This is a genomic window from Streptomyces sp. NPDC028928, assembly GCF_055564915.1.
Window position 1 is genome coordinate 591320 of sequence record NZ_JBVHVI010000001.1, and the last position, 18485, is coordinate 609804.

Here is an 18485-nt window from a genome sequence, read left to right on the forward strand (position 1 = left end):
AAGGGAACGGTCGTGCCCCAGGCCGTTTCAGGCCCCGTCTCCGGCCCAGGGGGGCCTTCCTACCCCAAACGCAAAAGGCCCCCCCCCTCCCGCCCCCCCCCCCAGGACCTCACCGATCACACCGGCTGCCGCTAGCCGCGGCGCCCGGCGGGATCGTTGGCGGTGCTGTCCCGGTCCTGATCTCCCCGGAGCTGGCCGGAAGTCCCGGTTCCGGCGGCCGGCACCTCCGCCCGGTCCCCATGGCCCGGCCACCAGGCCGCGTGGCCGATCAGGGCCGTGAGGCTCGGGGTGAAGAACATCGCCATGACGAACGCGGCCACCGCGATACCGAAGGAGACCGCGAAGCCCATCTCCGACAGCAGCGAGTTGCCCGCGAGCATCATCGTGGCGAAGGTCGCCGCGAGGATGAAGCCCGCCGCGGCCACGGTCGGCCCGGCGTGCCGGAGCGCCATGCCGGCCGCCTCGCGCGGTTCCCGGCCCTCGCGGGCCTCCTCCCGCAGCCGGGCGATCATGAGGATGTTGTAGTCGGTGCCGATGGCGACCACGAAGAGATACATGATCACCGGCAGCATGAACATCAGGCCCGAGTGCCCCTGTCCCTCCTGGAAGATCCACACGGTCGCACCGAGGGTGGCGCCGAAGCCGAGGCCCACGGAGGCCATCAGGTACCAGGGGGCGACCACACTGCGCAGCAACAGCCCCAGGATGATCATGATCAGGACGGCGGCGACGGGGAAGACCGTCTTGTAGTCGTGGTTGACCGCCGCGTTGATGTCCTTGTAGATCGAGGACATGCCGCCGACGAGCGCCTCGGTGCCGTCGGGCGCCGCGGAGTGCGCGACATCGCGGACCCTGCCCACGGCGTCGATCGCCTTGTCCGTCGACGCCTCGTACTTGAGCGTGACGGTGAAGTCGGCGGTGGTGCCCTCCTTGTTCACCTGGGTCATGCGGGCGTTCGCGACGCCGTCCACGGCACCGAGCTTCCGCGCGTACGCGTCGAAGGCGGCCTTGTCCAGCGGCTTGCCGTCGGTGCTGGACAGGTAGACGTCGGTGGGGGCCGCGGCACCCGCCGAGTACGCCTTCTGCATCTCGTCCTGGACGACCATCGACTCCTTGGTCTTGGGCATGGAGCCGGACGCCAGGTCGAAGGTGGCCTTGTAGCCGAAGGTGCCGAGCGACAGGGCGAGCAGGATGAGACCGGACACGAGGGCGGTCAGCGCCGGGCGGCGCTGGACACCCCGGCCGAGGGCGGCGAAGCGGGCGTTCTGCGGCTCCTTCTGCCAGGACTTGGAGGGCCAGAACACCTTGGGCCCGATGAGGGAGACCACGGCGGGGATCAGCGTCAGGCCGGCGATCAGGGTGGCGCCGACCGCGATGGCGAGCGCCGGGCCCATCTGCTTCAGGAAGCCCAGTGTGGACAGCACCAGGGCGAGGAACGCGATGATGACCGCGCCCGCCGCCGAGGCGATGGCCTCGCCGACCCGGCCGACCGCGTTGATCATGGCCTGCTTGGGCTCGTCACCGGCGCGCAGACTCTCTCGATAGCGGAATATCAGGAACAGGAAGTAGTCCGTGCCCACACCGAAGAGCACGACGATGAGGATGGAGGAGATCGAGCTGTTGGCCTCCAGGCCGAACAGCTTGGTGGCGTAGGCGATCAGCCCGTTGGCGACGGCGGAGACCAGGCCGATCAGCACCAGGGGGAGGATGGCGAGGATCGGCGCCCGGAAGATGATCAGCAGCGTCACCAGGATGATGACGAAGGTGCCGATACCGATCAACGCCTCGCCGCGCTTGGACGAGTCCTGTTGGTCGAGTGCCTGGGCGGCGGAGCCGCCGAGCTTGACGTCGAGGTGCGTGCCCTTGGCCAGTTTCTTGGCCTCTTCACGTAACACCTCGGCCGCGTCGGCCTGTTTGGGCTGACCGGCGTTCTTGCTGTCCATCTGCACCAGGGTCAGGGTGTACCTGCCGTCCTTGGACGGCTGGCCGGGGATGACCTTCTGCACCTGGTCGATGTGCTTCTTGCCCAGTTCGGTGGTGATCCGGGCGACATCCTGCTGGTCGGCGGCGGTGAGCTTGCCGCCGTCGGTGCGCTGGTAGAGCGCGATCGCGGACGGGGTGAAGGCGCTGGGGAACGCCTTCTGCTGGAGATCCGCCGCTTTGATGGACTCGTAACTCTTGGGCAGGAAACTGCTCTCGTCACTGTTGGAGGGCAGGCTCGGAGCGGTGGCGACTATCGCCACCGCGGCGATCAGCCACGCCACGATCGTCCAAACGGGATGACGGACGACGGCGTTGCCTATTCGTCGGAACATGCGGAGGGTCCTCCTGAGAAGGAAGATCACCGCAGCCCGGGGAGCGGTCCCTGGCATCGGCGACCCCGACCGGCCCGCATCAACAGGCCGGTCACATGGTTGTCTTGGCCTCACATCCTAGTGACCGCGAACACATGTCCGCTCACCGGACACGCACACCGCGGCCCGGACCTGCGAACCCGTCCGGGATTCCGGACGAGGCGCACCCACCCGGGTCCGGACGGTGAACGGCCCGCCAACACACGGCAGCCGTAAGGGAGATGGGCTGGATGCGACCGACCGGACAAAGACACCTCAGCCGGATCACGCCGAACGCGCGGGACGACCAGCCGGTGCAGTCCCGGTGACGGCGAGGAAGCCGTGCCGTCCGGCCGGCGCCCCCTCCTCGGCCCGGTGCCGCTCCTCCCGTGGACGGCACGGCGGTGCGCGGCCGGTACGCGTTCGGGGCCGTCGCAGAGCGGGACAGCCGGTACGCCGGCGGCACCCGCTGCGCACCTCCTTCCGATACACACCCGCCTGCGACCCGGGCCCGACGGCACGGTCACCCTCGGCTTCAACCGCGCCGCGAACCTGCCGCGCGCCTACCCCGACCTGGCGACCTGCCGGCGCCAGACGAACACCTCGGTGCTCGGCAGTTGTTCGGCGAAGCGGTCCGCCGGGGCCGACTCGGCGAGCAGGCGGCGCAGGTCCGCCTCGAAGGCCTCGCGGTGGGGGCCGAACAGGTGCGGGGCGGAGAAGGACATCGAGAAGGTCCAGGCGACGACGTCGTCCGTGGTGCGCACCAGGATCTGTCCGCCGGGGACGAGGTGCCGCTCGGGGCCCGCGAATCCGGCCCGGGTGAGCACCGCGGCCTCGCCACCCGGTGTGCCGTGCGGCAACAGGCCCCGGCCGGCACGGCGGACGGGGCCCAGGTACCGCTTGACGAGGTCGGCGATGTCCGCGTAGGGCACGGCCGGGTACGGCAGGCCTTCGGTCGTGCGGTGCTCGTTCTTCACGTCGGCCAGGTGCACCAGTGCTCCGCCGGGGTGGAGCATGCCGTGGACGGTGCGGGCCACCCGCTCCCGGTCCGTCCAGTGGAAGGACTGGGCGAAGACCGCCACGGTGAACGTGCCGAGCCCCGCCGGGAGATGCTCGGCGCGCAGCCGTAGCCAGCGGGTCCTCGCGGACAGTCCCGCGGCGGCGGCCCGGCGCTCGGCCTCGGCGATCATGCCGGCGTCCGGGTCCACGCCCACGGCCTCGCGGAACAGGGGGGCCATGGGCAGGGTGACCGTGCCGGGGCCGCAGCCCACGTCGAGGAGGCGTCCGGTGCCGTCGGCCGGCAGTACCTCGGCGAGCCGTGCCACCAGCCCGGGCGCGTAGGGCAACCGGCCCTGCCGGTAGTAGGGGGCCGTGCCCGCGAACAGCGTCTCGTCCCACTCCCAGTCGTTCATCTCGGGTCGGCCTGGCCTTTCCGGTGGGCGTGGTCGTTCAGACGACGGTGATGATGCCACGGCGGCGGGCGGGCGCGGGCGTCCTCCGTCGCGGCTCCGATCGCGTCAGCCCGTTCCCCTGGTCCGTCTGCGCGGGGCCGCCGCCCGGATCTCCTCGGTCGCGGCGCGGAACGCGGGCGCCGCGCGGGTGAAGTAGTCGAAGATCAGCGCGCGTTGGTCGGGCGTGTAGTCCGCCAGCACCTCGGCGAGACGGCGGCGGGCCGGGCTGACGACCTCCTCCACGCGGGCGAGCGCGTCGGGGACGGGTTCGACGTGCACACGGCGGCGGTCCGTGGGGTCGGGGACCCGGCGCGCGTATCCGGCGCGTTCCAGGCGGTCGATCAGGCGGGTGGTGGCACCGGTGGTCAGGCCGGTGCGGGCGGCGAGTTCGCCCGACGTGAGACTGCCCTCCTGGGTGATCAGGCTGAGCGCGTACCACTCCGAGGACTGCAGACCCGCGGCCTCCGCGCCGGCCAGGCCGTGGAGGCCCACGGCGTCCAGGTACTGACGGAAAATCACACGTTCCTCGTCCCTGCCGCTCCGGCGATTCGGCACGGTTACCCCCTTCCCAAATCTCTGCACGCGTGCAGATACTGCTCTCGGTAAGACTCTGCGCAAGCCTAACCACGAGGGGAGATCTCCGCCATGCCCACCGCTCACGACTCCGCCGCCGTCACCGCCGTACTGGACGCCCTGGTCGCCGCCTGGAACCGGCACGACGCCGACGCCTACGGCCGTCTGTTCACCGAGGACGCCACCTACGCCACCTACGTCGGCACCCTCTACCAGGGGCGCCAGGACATCACCGAGAGCCATCGCGTGTTGTTCACAACCTTCCTCAAGGACACCCGGCTCGCGGACGAGATCGTCGGTGTCCGCTTCCTCGGGCCGGACACGGCGGTGGTCAGCGGGCGCGGCGACACGCACAAGGGCCGCCGGCCCCGCAGGCTCGGGAAGGTCCAGACGTACACGCTGGTCCGGAAGGCGGACGGCGTGTGGCGTATCGCCGCCTTCCACAACACCAAGCGCAGGCCCCTGATGGAGGCCCTCTCCTTCCGGTTCGCGCCCGGACTGGTCCCGGCGGCCGCCCGGGCGTGAGCGGCGCTCCCGCCCTGAACCGTCTCAGCGGTTTGCTACGCGCCGACAGGTCTGCCTGCCGCGCCGCGCGGGAGGCGGCCGTGGAGGGGAACGGGACGTGCCGGTCGATGTCAGCCGGAGACGCCGGCGAGGGCGGCCGACTTCTCGTGGACCTCGGCGATCACGCGGGCGCCACGGTCCGGTGCGGTGTCCAGCCGGACGAGGACGGCGGGGGCGGCGATCGCCGGGAGGAAGTGGTCGTACAGCGCCGACATCCGCTCGTCCAGGTCGGCCCAGCCGGCCACGGCCTGCGAGACGAACTGCACGCCGATCCAGGCGCCGAGGAAGATCTGGGCGGTGTCCTCGGGCACGACGTGCGGGAGCACCTCGCCGCGTTCCTTGGCCTCCGTCAGGACGCACGAGGTCAGCCGGGCCCAGGCAGGCCAGGCGCTGCCGAGGACGTCGTGTCCCTGGAGATCGGCGGAGAGCCGGACACCGGCGAGCAGGATGGGCTCCTGGGGCAGACGCTTGGCCAGGGTCATACCGGCGTCCACCCACTCCTGGAGCTTCAGCTCCCGGGGCAGGTGGTATTCGGTCCTCATCTGCTCCTGCAGCACGCCCCGGGCGAGGGCCGCCTTGGAGTCGAAGTGGAAGTACAGGGCGCCCTTGGTGACGCCGGCCCGGTTGAGGATCTCGGCGATGGTGGCAGCCGCGTAGCCGCGCTCCGCGAAGACGGCCGCGGCGGCCTCGAGAACAGCACGTCGGGTCCGGACAGCTCGCTCCTGCTGCGCCATGGACCCTCCCCCAAGCTGAAAATTAAACCAAACAGCTCGTACCATACCGCACGGACGGTCAACGGGAAGGCGCGGTCCGTCAGTTGACGCACAGTGGCACTTGCCCCCGGCAGGCGAAGACCGGCTCCTGTACGGCGGCCGGGCGACGGGGGGTTGGTGGCATGGCCCGGCGCACTGTACGGCAATTCGGTTGCCGTGGAACCGGTGAGGCGGGTGAGGTGGGTGCATGGGTGGTGCCACGGAGCAGGCGCGGTGGACCGGGTCGGAACGCGGCCGCAGGGCGACGGCGACGCGTCCGGCTCCATGGCGCGGAGCCGCGGTGGTCGCCGCCCTGATGCTGGCCGCGTTCACCTTCAACACCGCGGAGAACCTGCCGATCGGCCTGCTGGAGCTGATCTCCGAGAGCCTTCGGGTGTCCCTGTCGGCGGTCGGTCTGCTGGTCACCGGCTACGGCGTCATGGTCGCCGTCGCCTCGCTGCCGCTCGCCCACGCCCTGCGGGCGGTGCCCCGCCGTCATGTGCTCACGGGCCTCCTCGCGGCGCTGGTGGTGTCCAGTCTGGTCGCGGCGCTGGCCACCTCCTACTGGCTGCTCCTCGCGGCCCGGCTGCTGACCGCGCCGGCCCAGGCGCTGTTCTGGGCCGTGACGGGTCCGGTGGCGGTCGGCCTGTTCGCGCCCCGGGTGCGCGGGCGTGTGGTGGGGGCGCTGTCGGTCGCCGGTTCGCTCGCCCTCGTGCTCGGTGTTCCCGCCGGGACCTGGCTGGGCCGGCGCAGCGGCTGGCCGGTGCCGGTCGCCGCACTGGCCGTGCTGGGGCTGGTCTCCCTCGTGACGATCGCCGTCCTGCTGCCGACCTCGCGTCCGGACGAGGAGCCCGCCGCCTACGCGAGCGGCCCGGATGTCCGCCGGTTCGCGACCGTGCTGACGGCGGGGTTCCTGTCCGCCACCGGGGCGTTCGCGGGATACACCTACCTCGTGTCGTTCCTGGGCACGGTGAGCGGATTCCCGCCGGGCACGGTCAGCGCCCTCTTCGCGGCCTTCGGCACCGCGTGTCTGGCCGGGGTGAGCGTCACCGCGGCGCTGCTGGACCGCTTCCCGGACGCCGCGCTGACCACGGCCGTGGCCACCCAGGCCGTGGGCATGCTCGGCCTGTACGCGGCCGGCACCCGTCCGGCGGCGGCGGTGCTGTTCCTGGTCCTGACGGGCGGTGCGCTCGGACCGGTGTTCATGACCGCGCAGAACGCGATGCTGCACTGCGCGCCGGGCCGCACGGACATCGCGCTCGCGGCGAACTCCGGCTCCTACAACGCCGGCATCGCGGCGGGCGCCGCGCTCGGCGCACTGGTCCTGCCCCTCGCCGGCGCACGGGGCACCTTCCTCGCCGGCGGCCTGCTGACCACCGCCGCCTGCGCGGTGCTGCTCGGCGGACGCCAGTGGCCACGCCCCGGGACGACCCACGTCCCGGCTGCCGGCCGGGGCCGCTCCGGGCAGTAACCCGATAGGGCCGCTGACACACCGCCACCGACCCGCCGGTGCCGACCGCCGCCGCCTACACGATGCGGCTCGGCGAGCGTCTGTGGTCACCCCCGGGGACGACCCACGTCCCGGCTGCCGGCCAGGGCTGCTCCGGGCAGTAACCCTGTGAGGCCGCTGACACACTCCCACCCACCCCGGCCGAACCACCCACTCAGGCAACCCATCGCCGGCGAACTGCCAACTGCCGCCTACGCGATGCAGCTCCGCAGGCGCCAGTGGTCACGCCCAGACACGACCCGCCACCCGGCCACCAGCCGGGGCCGCTCCGGGCAGTAACCCCATGCGGCCCCTGACACACCGCCACCAACCCCGGCCCAGCTGCCCACTCAGGCAACCGCGACGCCGGCGAACTGCCGACCACCGCCGCCTACACGGTGCAGCTCCGCACGCGCGAGTGGTCACGCCCAGACACGACCCGCCACCCGGCCACCAGCCGGGGCCGCTCCGGGCAGTAACCCCATGCGGCCGCTGACACACCGCCACCGACCCCGGCTCAGCCGCTCGCTCAGGCCGCCGCAGCGGTGGTGGGCTTCTCCGCTGCGTCGAGCAGGCCGATCAGCGTCGCCCGGGCGCGGGCCACGCGGGAGCGGACCGTGCCGATGGGACAGTGACTGACCTCGGCCGCCTCCGCATAGGGCAGACCGAGCAGCTGGGTCAGCACGAATGCCTCCCGGCGCTCGTCCGGCAGCCCGGCCAGCAGATCGAGCAGCGCGATGCCGTCGTCGAAGCCGGGCAGGCCCCGCGGCTGAGCCGATTCGGCGGCCGGCTGCCAGTCCGCCGCGTCGGACAGCCGCGGCCGCGCGGCGGCGTGGCGGTAACTGTCGGTCACCGCTCGGCGGGCGATGGCCAGCACCCAGGTGCGTGCCGAGGAGCGACCCTCGAAGCGGTGCAGGCTGCCGAGGGCGCGCAGGAAGGTGTCCTGGGCCAGGTCGTCGACGGCTTGCGGATCGGCGCAGAGGTGGGCGACGTAGCGCCGCACGTCGCGGTGCAGGGCACGGACGAAATTCTCGACCGCGTCGGCGTCGCCGCCACGGGCGGCCAGCGCCCAGGCGGTCGCCGACTCGTCGGCGGTCACCGACGGGTCGTGGGCGGTCCGTGCTGCGGGCAGGACAGGAGTGATCACCTGGTGTCCTTCTCGGGTCGACCGTGACCGGACCCGGGTACGCCGGAGCGCGCGGGGTCCGGTGTGTGAGGAGACGGCCCTACGTGGCGCGCACGAGTGCTGCCGGCGTACGCGGACGTACGGCCGTGGACCGAGGCGGCGCTCAGGGGCGGCCTCGGTGTTCCGGCTGTCTTCAGACGACAGCGGTCCCCACGGGCGGTCCGCGCGAGGTGATCGTGTGGATGAGCAGGGCGGGGCGCGGCGCCCGGTCCGAACGCGGGCGGCGCGGTCGGAGGTCGGGACCGCCGGCGGCGAGGGGCAGGGCCAGCAACAGCCGCAGCGGCGCGGCCAGCCATCCGGCCACGGCCCGCAGGATGCGGAAGGCGGCCTGCTCGCCGTAGGCCAGCCACAGCCCGGTGAGGAGCGCGGCCAGCAGGTGGGCGGCCGTCATCCCGGACACCGGCCAGCCGCCCCCGGCCCCCATGGGGTGCGCCATGTGCGCCATGTCCATGCCGTTCATGTCCATGCCGCTCATGCCCATCGGCATGTCCATCGGCATGTCCGCGTGCGGTGACGGCATGGTGCTCACGGAAAGGGTCTGGGCGAGCGAGAACGCCGAGTGCAGTGCCGTCTGGGCGGCGACCACGAGCGGGACGATGAGCGCCGGGCCGCGTTCCCGGCCGGTCAGGCACCAGCCGGCGCCGCCTGTCGCGGCGAGGCCGGCGGCCAGTGCCCACGCGGGGACGTCACGGCCGGACATCAGGACGTGGCCGAGGGCGGCGAGTACGACACAGACGGCCGCGAACACCGCGGCCCGCACCGTGCGCACACCCCACCCTGCTGTCATGGCGCCCCATCCTCGCATCCCGTCCCCCGTCGTCATGCGGAGGTACGGAAACCAGCCCCCGCCGAACCGTGCCGGTCACCGGCGAACAGGTGTCGTACCGGCGCGCGGGGGCAATCGGCGGAGTATGGACGCACGGTCATGGGCCCTTCGAGGGCGGTTCCGGGCGCGGCGGGCGGCGGACAGCACGGCCATGGCCGTGGCGGCCCGGGCGGGCTTCGCCGCACGCGGGCTGATCTACGTACTGGTGGCGGTCATCGCGCTGGGGATCGCCTTCGGCGGGGGCGGCGGCGGGAACCAGGCCGACCGCGGTGGCGCCCTCGGTGAGCTGGCCCGGCAGCCGTTCGGGTCGGCAATGCTGTGGATCGTGGGCGTCGCCCTCGCCGGTATGGCGGTGTGGCGGCTGTCGGAGGCGGTGTTCGGCGGGCCGGGCCCCGACGGGTCCAAGCTCTCCCGGCGGGCGGCGGACCTGTTCCGTTTCGTCTTCTACTGTTTCGTGTCCTACTCGGTGCTCGCCTACGCCGCCGGGGACCGGGGCAGCGGCAGCGGGTCCTCCGACCGGCACACCGACGACGTCACCGCCCGGGTGCTGGAGTGGCCCGGCGGCCAGTGGCTCCTCGGCATCGCGGGTGCCGCCGTGGTGATCGCCGGGGGGTGGATCGCGGTGCGGGCCGTACAGCGGACGTTCCGCGAGAACCTGCGGACGCACGCCATGTCCGCCAGGACCCGCACGGTCGTCGAGACCCTCGGGGTGACCGGCGGCACCGCCCGTGGCGTCGTCTTCGCCGCGGCCGGTGTGTTCGCCCTCGTCGCGGCCGTCCGGCACGAGCCGGGGAAGGCCCGGGGCATGGACGACACCCTGCGCGCGTTCCGCGACCTCCCGGCCGGGCCCTGGCTGCTCGCCCTGGTCGCGCTCGGCCTCGCCGCGTTCGGCGTCTTCTCCTGGTGCAACGCGCGCTGGCGCAAGCTCTGATCCGGCGGCCGCGGCCGGTGCCGCTCAGGCGTCGGAGTCGGGTTTGTTCCGCGCCGCCGCGTACGCCTGGGCCGGGGTCATGGAGACGCCGTCGAGGGTGACCGTCTTGTAGGGGCTCACCTTGGCGCAGGTCCTGGCCTGGTCGGCGGTGGAGGCGTGGGCGCCTCCGACGGCGGCCTCGGTGTCGGCGGGCGCGGGCGAGGAGGTGCCGCCCGGGTAGGTCTTTCCGCTGGGCCAGTCGCTGCCGATCACGAGGGTGAGGCCGGTGCCGGTGCCCTGCTCGAGGTGTGAGGAGGGCAGGCCGAGCGCCTTGGCCACCGTCTGCGCCTCGGGCTTCCGGCCGGCGCCGTAGGTGAGGGTGGTGGTCGTCGCGGGGCTCGGGGCGTTGGCCGTGGTCGTGCCCGAGCTGAAACCCTTGCCGGTGAGGGCGGTCGCGACGGCCGAGGCGCGGCCGGTGACCGTGGTGCCGTTCTCGACGGTCACCGCGATCCGGGCGGCCGGTACGGCGGAGGTGGTGGCCGTCGCCTTGGCGGTCGCCGAGGCCGCCGCCGACTTCTTGCCGGAGCCGGTGGTCAGCGACTGGTCGTCGGCGATCGTGGAGAACAGGGACCGGGCGCCCGCGCCCACCACGACGCGGTCGCTGTCGTCCGGGTCGGGTGCCGTCTGCATGGTGGTGAAGGTGATCCGCTCGGCCGGGACCTTGTTCACGTCGTCGGCGAGCGAGATCAGCTTCTTCACGCTGCCCAGGCCGTCGTCCACGGTCAGCGCCTTGGTGGCGGCGTCGGCGAGGTGGTAGACCGCGGTGGGGTCGGTGAGCGTGCCCGCGCTCTTGAACTTGCGGATCATCGCGCTGAGGAAGATGTGCTGCGAGATCGTACGGCCGAGATCACTGCCGTCGCCGAAGCCGTGCCGGGACCGTACGAACTCCAGGGCCGCGACGCCCTTGAGGGTGTGGCTGCCCTTGGACAGCTTCAGGTGCGAGTAGGTGTCGTAGACGTCGCCGCTGACGCACACGGAGACGCCGCCGACCGCGTCGGACATCTTCACCACACCGGAGAAGTCCAGCCTGACGAAGTGGTCGATGGGTATGCCGGTGAGCCGGTGGACGGTGGCCACCTGGCAGGCGGGGCCGTACTGGAGGGCGCTGTTGATCTGGCCGTAGTAGCCGGACGTGGACCGGCCCGTCTCACTGTCCTCGCAGGCCGGGACCTTGGTCATGGTGTCGCGCGGGATGCTCATCACGGTGGCGTTGGAGCGGTCGGCGGATATGTGCAGCACCATCTGCACGTCCGCGTTGCTGCCGGTCTGCACTCCGGTGGCCGAGCAGCCGCCGCCGAGCTTGCAGTCGGTCTTGCTGGTGCGGCCGTCGGAGCCCATGACGAGGATGTTGATGGGGGTGCGGCCGAAGGCGTCGGCCTTCTCCGTGCCGCCCTTGCCGTCCAGCGAGACGCTGTGGATGTTGCCGTTCAGGTGCTGGTAGAACCACCAGCCGGCGCCGGCGGTGACCACGATGAGGACGGACAGGCAGATGCCGGTGATCTTCAGCCACCGCCTGCCGCGTCCCACCGGGCGGGTCCGGCGGGGTCGCCCGCCGCCACGCTCCCGTGAGGCGGCCGCCCGGCCGCCCGGCGGACGAGCGCCGTCCGCCTCGGCCCCGCGCTGCGGAGGGACCCGCGTACCGCGGCTCCGCGTGCCCTGGCCGGCCGGCCCGTCCCACGGGTCGCTCATCTCCCACTCCCCTGAACGGTCGCGCCTGCGCCGGGTCGGTTGCGTAGTTGCGCAATCTAGCAAACGCGTGGTCCGAGCAGCGTGGACGCCTACCGAACGCACAGGTGGCGGGAGTCTACGTGCCGTACCTGAGCGCCCGGCGCGGACTGTGCGGCCGGAAGCGACGCCATACGACGACGGTCACCGCGGCGGCGTGCGCCTCCGGTGCCCGTGAGGCGGACCTACGCGGCGGGGGCCGGGGTGCCGGGCCTGGGTGAGGGGGGCTCCGGCGGGGTGGGGGCACTGAGGCGGGGGAAGGAGCGGGCGGCGGTCAGGAAGCCGAGCGTCGTCAGCACGAACGGCCAGGTGAACGCGTGACCGCCGGACGGGGCGAGCAGATGGGCGACGGCCGGTGTCACGGCGGTCGCCGTCACCGCGCCGAGCAGCGCGTACAGCAGCGTGGCCGGGGACGCCCCCAGGAACACCCCGCACAGGGCGAGGGCGACGAGCACCGCGTTGTAGCCCATCGTGCCGTCGGCGATCCGGGCCGCCGGCACGCCGAGCGCCCAGGCGGTCAGGATGCCGGTCGCGCTGCCGGCGCAGGCCACCAGCCCCGCCGTACGGCTCGCCAGGAAGAGACCGGCGAGCAGCAGCGCCCCCACGTACCACTCGTCCAGGAAGAACACCTGGGACACGTTGCGGAAGAGCGCCCGCCACAGCTCGCCCGGGCGCAGCGCGGTGGGACCGGAGGCCGCGCCGGGCAGCGCGGCGAGGCTGCCGTCGTGCGGCCAGATCCGCCGGAAGGCGGGCGCGGCGACCGTGACCGCGCTCGCCAGCAGGCAGTACGGCAGGGTCAGCGGGGGCAGGTGCCACACCCGCAGCAGTCGGACCACGGCCGCCGTGACGACCGCGGCCACCGTGCAGCCGACGGCGGCGAGCAGCACCGTGGACGGCCGGCCCGCGTCCAGGAACACCGCGAAACACAGGGCCAGGAGGCAGGAGTTGAAGCCCTCAAGACCCGACTCCACCCGGCCCGGGGCCATGTGCAGCAGCCGGGCGGTGCCCGTGCCGAGGGCGGCGCCGCCCAGCGCGTAGGCGCCGTAGCGCCAGTCGGCCGCGCACAGGGCGAGGCAGAAGACGGCGCCGGTCCGCGCGTCCGCCAGGAACATCACCTGGGCCGGACCGCGCAGCAGGGGCCGCCCGAAGCCCGCGCCCCGTCTCCGCCACCACCGGACACCGTCCGACCGCCGCACGCCCTGCCCCCTCACCCGACGCGACCCCACCGTCTGTCGTTTTCCGCTGTGCGGCATACATATTCCGTCATGCGGTACGACTTGTCGAGGTCGGGGTTGCCGGTGGCGGCTCCCGGCGGCGCCGGGAGCCGGGCGGTCACTTCGCGGCGCCCCGGCGGCGTACGGCCACCAGCACCAGGCCGCCGAGCACCGTCGCGCCCACCGCGCCGGCCGCCAGGAGCGGCACGCCGTCGCTGCCGGTGCTCGCGAGGGTGCCGCCGGTGCCGGAACCGGACGTCGTGGAGGGAGAGGACGTCGTGGACGCCGAACCCGAGGCGGCCGTCGTACCGGACGTACCCGTCGTTCCCGTCGCCCCCGTCGTCCCTGTCGTTCCCGTCGTTCCCGTCGTGCCGGAGCCGCCCGTCGACTGGCCGTGCGGGTCGTTGCCCCCGCCGTCCGTGCCGGTGCCACCGCTGCCCGTGTCACCGCCGGCCGTGGTGCCGCCGGCGGTGCTCGTGCCGGGCTCCTCGCCGCCCGTCACGTCGACGGCGAGGTAGGCCGTGTCGTTCGCCCGGTTCTTGTCGAACGCGGGGTGGATGCCGTACACGGAACTGACCGTCACCGCACCCTTGGTGTCCCGCGCGGTCTTCCCGATCTCCAGGACGAAGGTGTAGTCGAGGGACTGGTCGACGTCGATGGTGTGGCCTGCGGGCCGGCAGACGTACCGGGCGTGGCCCGGCTCGGACGGTCCGGTCGGCCCGTCGATCCCGAACGGCGCGCAGTCCCCGGGCACCTCCTTGGCGACGGTTCCCTCGGGGATCCGCACCATCAGGGCGGGCTGGTCGTCGCTGTCCTGGTTCCCGATCCAGCCGGGGCCGTGGTTGCGCAGCGTCGCGGTGACCGTCACCCGGCTGCCCGGCGCGCCCTCGACCAGGTCTCCCTCCGCCGCCAGGTCGGCCGTGCTGTCCGCGGTCAGGGTCAGCCGCCGGTAGCTGTCGCCGAAGCCCTCGCCCGGCGCCTCGCCGGTGCGGCCCGTGCCGTACTCGACGGCCTCCATCAAGGCCTGGGGCAGGGCCTTGAACCGTACGGGCGTGGTGATCGAGGCGCCGGGCTGGACGACCGTGTCCAGCTCGCACAGCGCCTGCCGGACGTGGTCGGCGAGGGTCGAGTAGGTGCAGCCCGCCACCTGGTCCGGGAAGTCGAGTCCGCGGGTCAGCCGGACCCGGAAGGTGACACCGTCGGCGGGCGCCGTGCCCTTGTTGGTGACGGTGACGGAGTTGTCGTAGATCTCGCCCGGCTTGGGCGAGGCGGCCGGGAGGGCGGAGATCACCAGGTCGGGGGCGAGTTCCTCGGCGTGCGCCACGGGAACGGCGAGGGCGGGGACGCCGATGCCGGTCGCTGCGGCGGCCACGAAGGCCGCCATGGAACGGAGGGGGGTGCGCACGGTGGATCTCCTCTTCGGTATGCACAGGGGCAGGCACGTCGGCATGCCAGAAGGCGGGTGGGCCCGGTCATGGCCCGCCCGTCATGTACTGGACACACGATAGGCGTCAGAGGTTGCAGGGAATCCGGTTGCGGGGAATCCTCCGCGCGATCCGGGGCAGCCTCCCGGAGAGGAAAGCTCTGGGCAAGGATCGGGCGAACGTGGACGAGGAACGCGTGGCGGACACCGCAGGCACCACCGAACAGGCAGAACCGGACGGGTTGTCGGTCACCCGGTCCGACATCGACGGTGTCACCGTCGTCACGGTCACCGGCGAGGTCGACCACCACACCTCCGGCGCTCTCCGCCGGGCCCTCGCCCCCGCGGAGCCCGACGGGGCGCGCACCGTGGCGGACCTCAGCGGGGTGCCGTTCATGGACTCCAGCGGCATCAACGTGCTCATCGCCGCCCACCAGGCCCACGGTCCGGCGGGCTGGCTGCGGCTGGCCGGAGTCCGCAGGCCCGTCCTGCGCACCCTGGAGATCGTCGGCCTCACCCCCCTCCTCGCCTGCTACCCCAGCGTCCGCGACGCCCTGGACGGCTGACCGGAAGTCCTCGAAGCCGGCGAGGACTTGGGCCAGGGGGTCGCGGACGCGGTGAGGGGGTCAGGACTGCGGGCGCCGCCCGTGGTTGGCCGCGTGCTTGCGCCGCCCCTTCTTCTTCCGGCGTCGCTTCGAGGACATGGGCACCTCCTGGGGACAGGGAGCGGAGCACGACTGGCTCCACGTTCGAGGCATAAGAGACATAAGCAAGATATCTCCGCGTTCCTCGGCACTCCACCGGAGGGAGCGCCAGTCATTCGCCTGGCTATGATGCGAAATGCCGGACTTTCCGTGCGTCCTTCCGCCCGCAGAGGAGCAGACACCATGACCGGTGATCCCGAGCCGATCAGCGCCCAGGCCCGCCGTGCGCTGGAGCAGGAACTGGCCGACCTCCAGGCCGAGCGCCGGCTGGTCGCCGGCACGCTCCGGGACCTCTCGGTGGGCGACCAGGCCGACCAGGCCGACGAGTTGCGGCGCGCCGATCAGCTCGGACGTCTGGACCGTCGTATCGAGGACATCACCGAACGGCTCAGCCAGGCGGAGGTCGCCGGGCCCGCCCCCACCGACGTGGTGGGAGTCGGCAGCACGGTCACGGTCCGCTTCTCCGACGGCGCGACGGAGACCCTGCAGATCGGCGAGGTCGCCGAGGCGCTGGACCAGCCGCTGGTCACCGCCGACAGCCCCCTCGGGCGCGCGCTGCTCGGGCGCCGGTCCGGGGACACCGTCCACTACGACACCCCGGACGGACCCGCGACGGCGGACATCGTGTCGATCGGGGAATGACCGGCGATCGGGGAAGACCGGCGACCGTCCCCGGAGTGACCGGGGACCCTCGACGGTACGTCAGGCCTCCGCGGACACCGGCGCTCCGGACCCGCCCCGCCGTACCGAGCAGTGCAGCGAGTCGTCCCGCACGTCGGCCACGATGGTGTCGCCGGGCTCGCCCTCGCCGCTGAGCAGGATGGTGGCGATGCGGTTGTCGAGTTCCGCCTGGATCGTACGGCGAAGCGGCCGGGCACCGAACTCCGGCTGGTGGCCGTGGGCGATGAGCAGCTTCTTGGCCGCTTCCGAGACCTCCAGGCCCAGGCCCTGGGCGTGCAGCTTGTGCCGGCTCCGGTCCAGCAGGTGGTCCACGATCCGCCCCAGGTCGTCCTCGGTCAGGCCGTGGAAGATGATGATGTCGTCGATCCGGTTGAGGAACTCCGGCAGGAACCGGGTGCGCAGGTCCTCCATCAACGCGTCCCTCAGCTCCGACACCTCGCCCTTGTGGTCCAGGATGCGGTGCGCGCCGATGTTGGACGTCATGATGACGACGCAGTGCCGGAAGTCGACGGTGCGGCCCTGGGCGTCGGTCAGCCGTCCGTCGTCCAGGATCTGCAGGAGGGTGTTGAAGACATCGGGGTGGGCCTTCTCCACCTCGTCGAAGAGCACCACGCTGTAGGGCCGGCGGCGGACCTTCTCGGTGAGCTGGCCGGCCTCCTCGTAGCCGATGTATCCGGGCGGCGCGCCGACCAGCCGGGCGACGGTGTGCTTCTCCTGGAACTCGCTCATGTCGAACCGGATCATGCGGTCCTCCTCGCCGAACAGCAGGGCGGCGAGGGTCTTGGCGAGTTCGGTCTTGCCGACGCCCGTCGGGCCGAGGAAGAGGAAGGACCCCACGGGGCGGTTGGGGTCGCCCATGCCGGCGCGGTTGCGGCGTACGGCCTGGGAGACCGCGGTGACCGCCTCGTCCTGGCCGACGATCCGCGCGTGCATCTCCTCCTCGAGCCGGAGCAGCTTCTCCTTCTCGCCGGCGGTGAGCTGGGAGACCGGGATCCCGGTGCGGCGGGAGACGACGTCGGCGATGTCGGAGGCCGTGACCGAGACGACGCCCTCGCGGCGCTCCTCGATGCCGGCGAGTTCGCCCTCCACCTCGGCGATCTCCCGCTTCAGTTCGGAGGCCTTCTCGAAGTCCTCGGCGGAGACGGCCTGTTCGAGTTCGCGGCGCAGCTTGGCGATACGGTCCTCGCGGCTGACGATCTCGGTGGAGCGTCCGGCGCTGCGCAGCCGCACCCGGGCGCCGGCCTGGTCCATCACGTCGATCGCCTTGTCCGGCAGGAAGCGGTCGCTGATGTACCGGTCGGACAGTTCGGCGGCGGCCGCCAACGCCGCGTCGTCGAAGCGGACCTGGTGGTGGGCCTCGTAGGAGTCGCGCAGCCCCTCCAGGATCTGCACCGTCTCCTCGACCGTGGGCTCCGGGACCATCACCGGCTGGAAGCGGCGCTCCAAGGCGGCGTCCCTCTCGATGTACTTGCGGTACTCGTCCAGGGTCGTGGCGCCCACGACGTGGAGTTCGCCGCGCGCGAGGGCGGGCTTGAGCATGTTGCCCGCGTCCATGGAGCCCTCGCCGGTGGCGCCGGCTCCGACGACCGTGTGCAGTTCGTCGATGAAGAGAATGATGTCGCCGCCGGCCGCCTGGACGTCCTCGATGACTTTCTTCAGCCGCTCCTCGAACTGTCCCCGGTACTGCGCGCCCGCCACCATTCCCGAGAGGTCCAGCGAGACGACCCGCTTGTTCTTCAGGGCCTCGGGGACCTCCTCCGCCACGATGCGCTGGGCCAGGCCCTCCACGATGGCGGTCTTGCCGACACCGGGTTCGCCGATCAGCACCGGGTTGTTCTTGGAGCGCCGGGACAGGATCTCGACGGTCTGCTCGATCTCCTCGGCCCGCCCGACGACCGGGTCGAGCTTGCCGGCCTTCGCCTCCTCCGTCAGGTCGCGGCCGTACTCGTCCAGGGTGGTGGCCGGCGGCTTCTTCCGTTCGGCCGGGGCTCCCTCGGGGCGCGGCGCTCCCTGTTCGGTCAGCCCCGGGAGACGCTTGGTGTCCAGGCCCTCCGCCCGCAGCAACCGGGCGGCACCCGTGTCGCTGTCGCCGAGCAGCGCGCTCAGAATGTGCTCGGGGCCGATGTAGGACACGCCGGCCGCCTGCGACTGGGCGTAGGCGGCGCCGAGGGTGCGCTTGGCCGCGGGGGTGAGGCCCGGCTGTGCGGAGGGCTCGCCGGACTCGCGCGGCAGCACCTTGGCCAGCTCGGCGGCGACCGTGTCGGGGTCCACGCCGACCTGGGAGAGCAGCCGGCGGGACGGGGCGACCTGGGTGGCCGCCCAGAGGAGGTGCTCGGTGTCGAGGTCGGAGGTGCCGTCCTCTGCGGCCCGCTGTGCGGCCAGGTTCAGCAGCTGTTGCGAGGACTCCGTCAGCAGCCGTCCGATGGGGACGCGCTGCACCGCGGGGGGCGAGGACGCCGGTGACATACCGAAGAAACGATTCAGCAACTCGCTGAACGGATCCGACGAACCGAACGGTGCACCGAACGACATCGACATGGCGGCTCCAGGCGCGGGGGGCAGCGCTACGGGAAGGGAGGCTGCGGCGGAGTTTG

16 protein-coding genes are annotated in these 18485 nt (G+C 72.5%); 5 read left to right on the forward strand and 11 right to left on the reverse strand.

Annotation, left to right across the window (positions count from 1 at the left end; genetic code table 11):
• Positions 1-131: 131 nt before the first annotated feature.
• The 3 genes from ACZ4U1_RS02685 to ACZ4U1_RS02695 all read right to left on the reverse strand — a co-directional run bounded on the left by ACZ4U1_RS02685 (position 132) and on the right by ACZ4U1_RS02695 (position 4303).
• On the reverse strand, positions 132-2315 hold the full coding sequence (locus ACZ4U1_RS02685; RefSeq protein ID WP_467898740.1) for an MMPL family transporter: 2184 nt from the start codon (positions 2313-2315) through the stop codon (positions 132-134).
• Between the two features lie 581 nt (positions 2316-2896).
• On the reverse strand, positions 2897-3745 hold the full coding sequence (locus ACZ4U1_RS02690; protein ID WP_467898742.1) for a class I SAM-dependent methyltransferase: 849 nt from the start codon (positions 3743-3745) through the stop codon (positions 2897-2899).
• Between the two features lie 105 nt (positions 3746-3850).
• Positions 3851-4303 (reverse strand): MarR family winged helix-turn-helix transcriptional regulator, encoded by a 453-nt coding sequence (locus ACZ4U1_RS02695; RefSeq protein ID WP_467898745.1) that lies wholly within the window; start codon positions 4301-4303, stop codon positions 3851-3853.
• 126 nt (positions 4304-4429) lie between these two features.
• Between ACZ4U1_RS02695 and ACZ4U1_RS02700 the strand changes: the two genes are divergently transcribed.
• Entirely contained in the window at positions 4430-4882 is a 453-nt protein-coding gene (locus ACZ4U1_RS02700; protein WP_467898748.1) for an SgcJ/EcaC family oxidoreductase, read from the forward strand.
• A 110-nt stretch (positions 4883-4992) separates the two neighbouring features.
• Here ACZ4U1_RS02700 and ACZ4U1_RS02705 read toward each other — a convergent pair whose 3' ends face one another.
• The gene (locus tag ACZ4U1_RS02705) at positions 4993-5655 is read right to left on the reverse strand and encodes a ScbR family autoregulator-binding transcription factor (protein WP_467898750.1); all 663 of its coding nucleotides are present in this window, start codon (positions 5653-5655) and stop codon (positions 4993-4995) included.
• Between the two features lie 226 nt (positions 5656-5881).
• Between ACZ4U1_RS02705 and ACZ4U1_RS02710 the strand changes: the two genes are divergently transcribed.
• On the forward strand, positions 5882-7144 hold the full coding sequence (locus tag ACZ4U1_RS02710; protein WP_467898753.1) for an MFS transporter: 1263 nt from the start codon (positions 5882-5884) through the stop codon (positions 7142-7144).
• A gap of 547 nt (positions 7145-7691) precedes the next feature.
• Here the strand turns inward: ACZ4U1_RS02710 and ACZ4U1_RS02715 are convergent.
• Positions 7692-8309 carry a sigma-70 family RNA polymerase sigma factor gene (locus ACZ4U1_RS02715; protein ID WP_467898756.1) on the reverse strand — a complete coding sequence of 206 codons (618 nt, stop codon included), beginning with the start codon at positions 8307-8309 and terminating at the stop codon, positions 7692-7694.
• Positions 8310-8481: 172 nt separating this feature from the next.
• Complete coding sequence (locus tag ACZ4U1_RS02720; RefSeq protein WP_467898759.1) at positions 8482-9135, reverse strand: hypothetical protein; 654 nt, start codon at positions 9133-9135, stop codon at positions 8482-8484.
• A 190-nt stretch (positions 9136-9325) separates the two neighbouring features.
• On the opposite strand from ACZ4U1_RS02720, the gene ACZ4U1_RS02725 reads away from it, so the two are divergent.
• Complete coding sequence (locus ACZ4U1_RS02725; RefSeq protein ID WP_467898761.1) at positions 9326-10105, forward strand: DUF1206 domain-containing protein; 780 nt, start codon at positions 9326-9328, stop codon at positions 10103-10105.
• 24 nt (positions 10106-10129) lie between these two features.
• On the opposite strand, the gene ACZ4U1_RS02730 is transcribed toward ACZ4U1_RS02725, so the two are convergent.
• The 3 genes from ACZ4U1_RS02730 to ACZ4U1_RS02740 all read right to left on the reverse strand — a co-directional run bounded on the left by ACZ4U1_RS02730 (position 10130) and on the right by ACZ4U1_RS02740 (position 14488).
• A complete protein-coding gene (locus tag ACZ4U1_RS02730) occupies positions 10130-11833 on the reverse strand; it encodes an LCP family protein (protein WP_467898764.1) in 1704 nt (567 codons plus the stop codon).
• A gap of 221 nt (positions 11834-12054) precedes the next feature.
• On the reverse strand, positions 12055-13065 hold the full coding sequence (locus ACZ4U1_RS02735; protein ID WP_467898765.1) for an urea transporter: 1011 nt from the start codon (positions 13063-13065) through the stop codon (positions 12055-12057).
• Between the two features lie 136 nt (positions 13066-13201).
• Complete coding sequence (locus ACZ4U1_RS02740; protein ID WP_467898767.1) at positions 13202-14488, reverse strand: hypothetical protein; 1287 nt, start codon at positions 14486-14488, stop codon at positions 13202-13204.
• Between the two features lie 179 nt (positions 14489-14667).
• Here ACZ4U1_RS02740 and ACZ4U1_RS02745 point away from each other — a divergent pair, with 179 nt between their 5' ends.
• On the forward strand, positions 14668-15072 hold the full coding sequence (locus ACZ4U1_RS02745; RefSeq protein WP_467900044.1) for an STAS domain-containing protein: 405 nt from the start codon (positions 14668-14670) through the stop codon (positions 15070-15072).
• Positions 15073-15132: 60 nt separating this feature from the next.
• Here ACZ4U1_RS02745 and ACZ4U1_RS02750 read toward each other — a convergent pair whose 3' ends face one another.
• Complete coding sequence (locus ACZ4U1_RS02750) at positions 15133-15273, reverse strand: hypothetical protein (RefSeq protein ID WP_467898770.1); 141 nt, start codon at positions 15271-15273, stop codon at positions 15133-15135.
• 120 nt (positions 15274-15393) lie between these two features.
• Between ACZ4U1_RS02750 and ACZ4U1_RS02755 the strand changes: the two genes are divergently transcribed.
• Positions 15394-15852 (forward strand): GreA/GreB family elongation factor, encoded by a 459-nt coding sequence (locus ACZ4U1_RS02755; RefSeq protein ID WP_467898772.1) that lies wholly within the window; start codon positions 15394-15396, stop codon positions 15850-15852.
• A 60-nt stretch (positions 15853-15912) separates the two neighbouring features.
• Here the strand turns inward: ACZ4U1_RS02755 and ACZ4U1_RS02760 are convergent, their stop codons facing one another.
• The gene (locus tag ACZ4U1_RS02760; protein ID WP_467898775.1) at positions 15913-18429 is read right to left on the reverse strand and encodes an ATP-dependent Clp protease ATP-binding subunit; all 2517 of its coding nucleotides are present in this window, start codon (positions 18427-18429) and stop codon (positions 15913-15915) included.
• Positions 18430-18485: the final 56 nt, after the last annotated feature.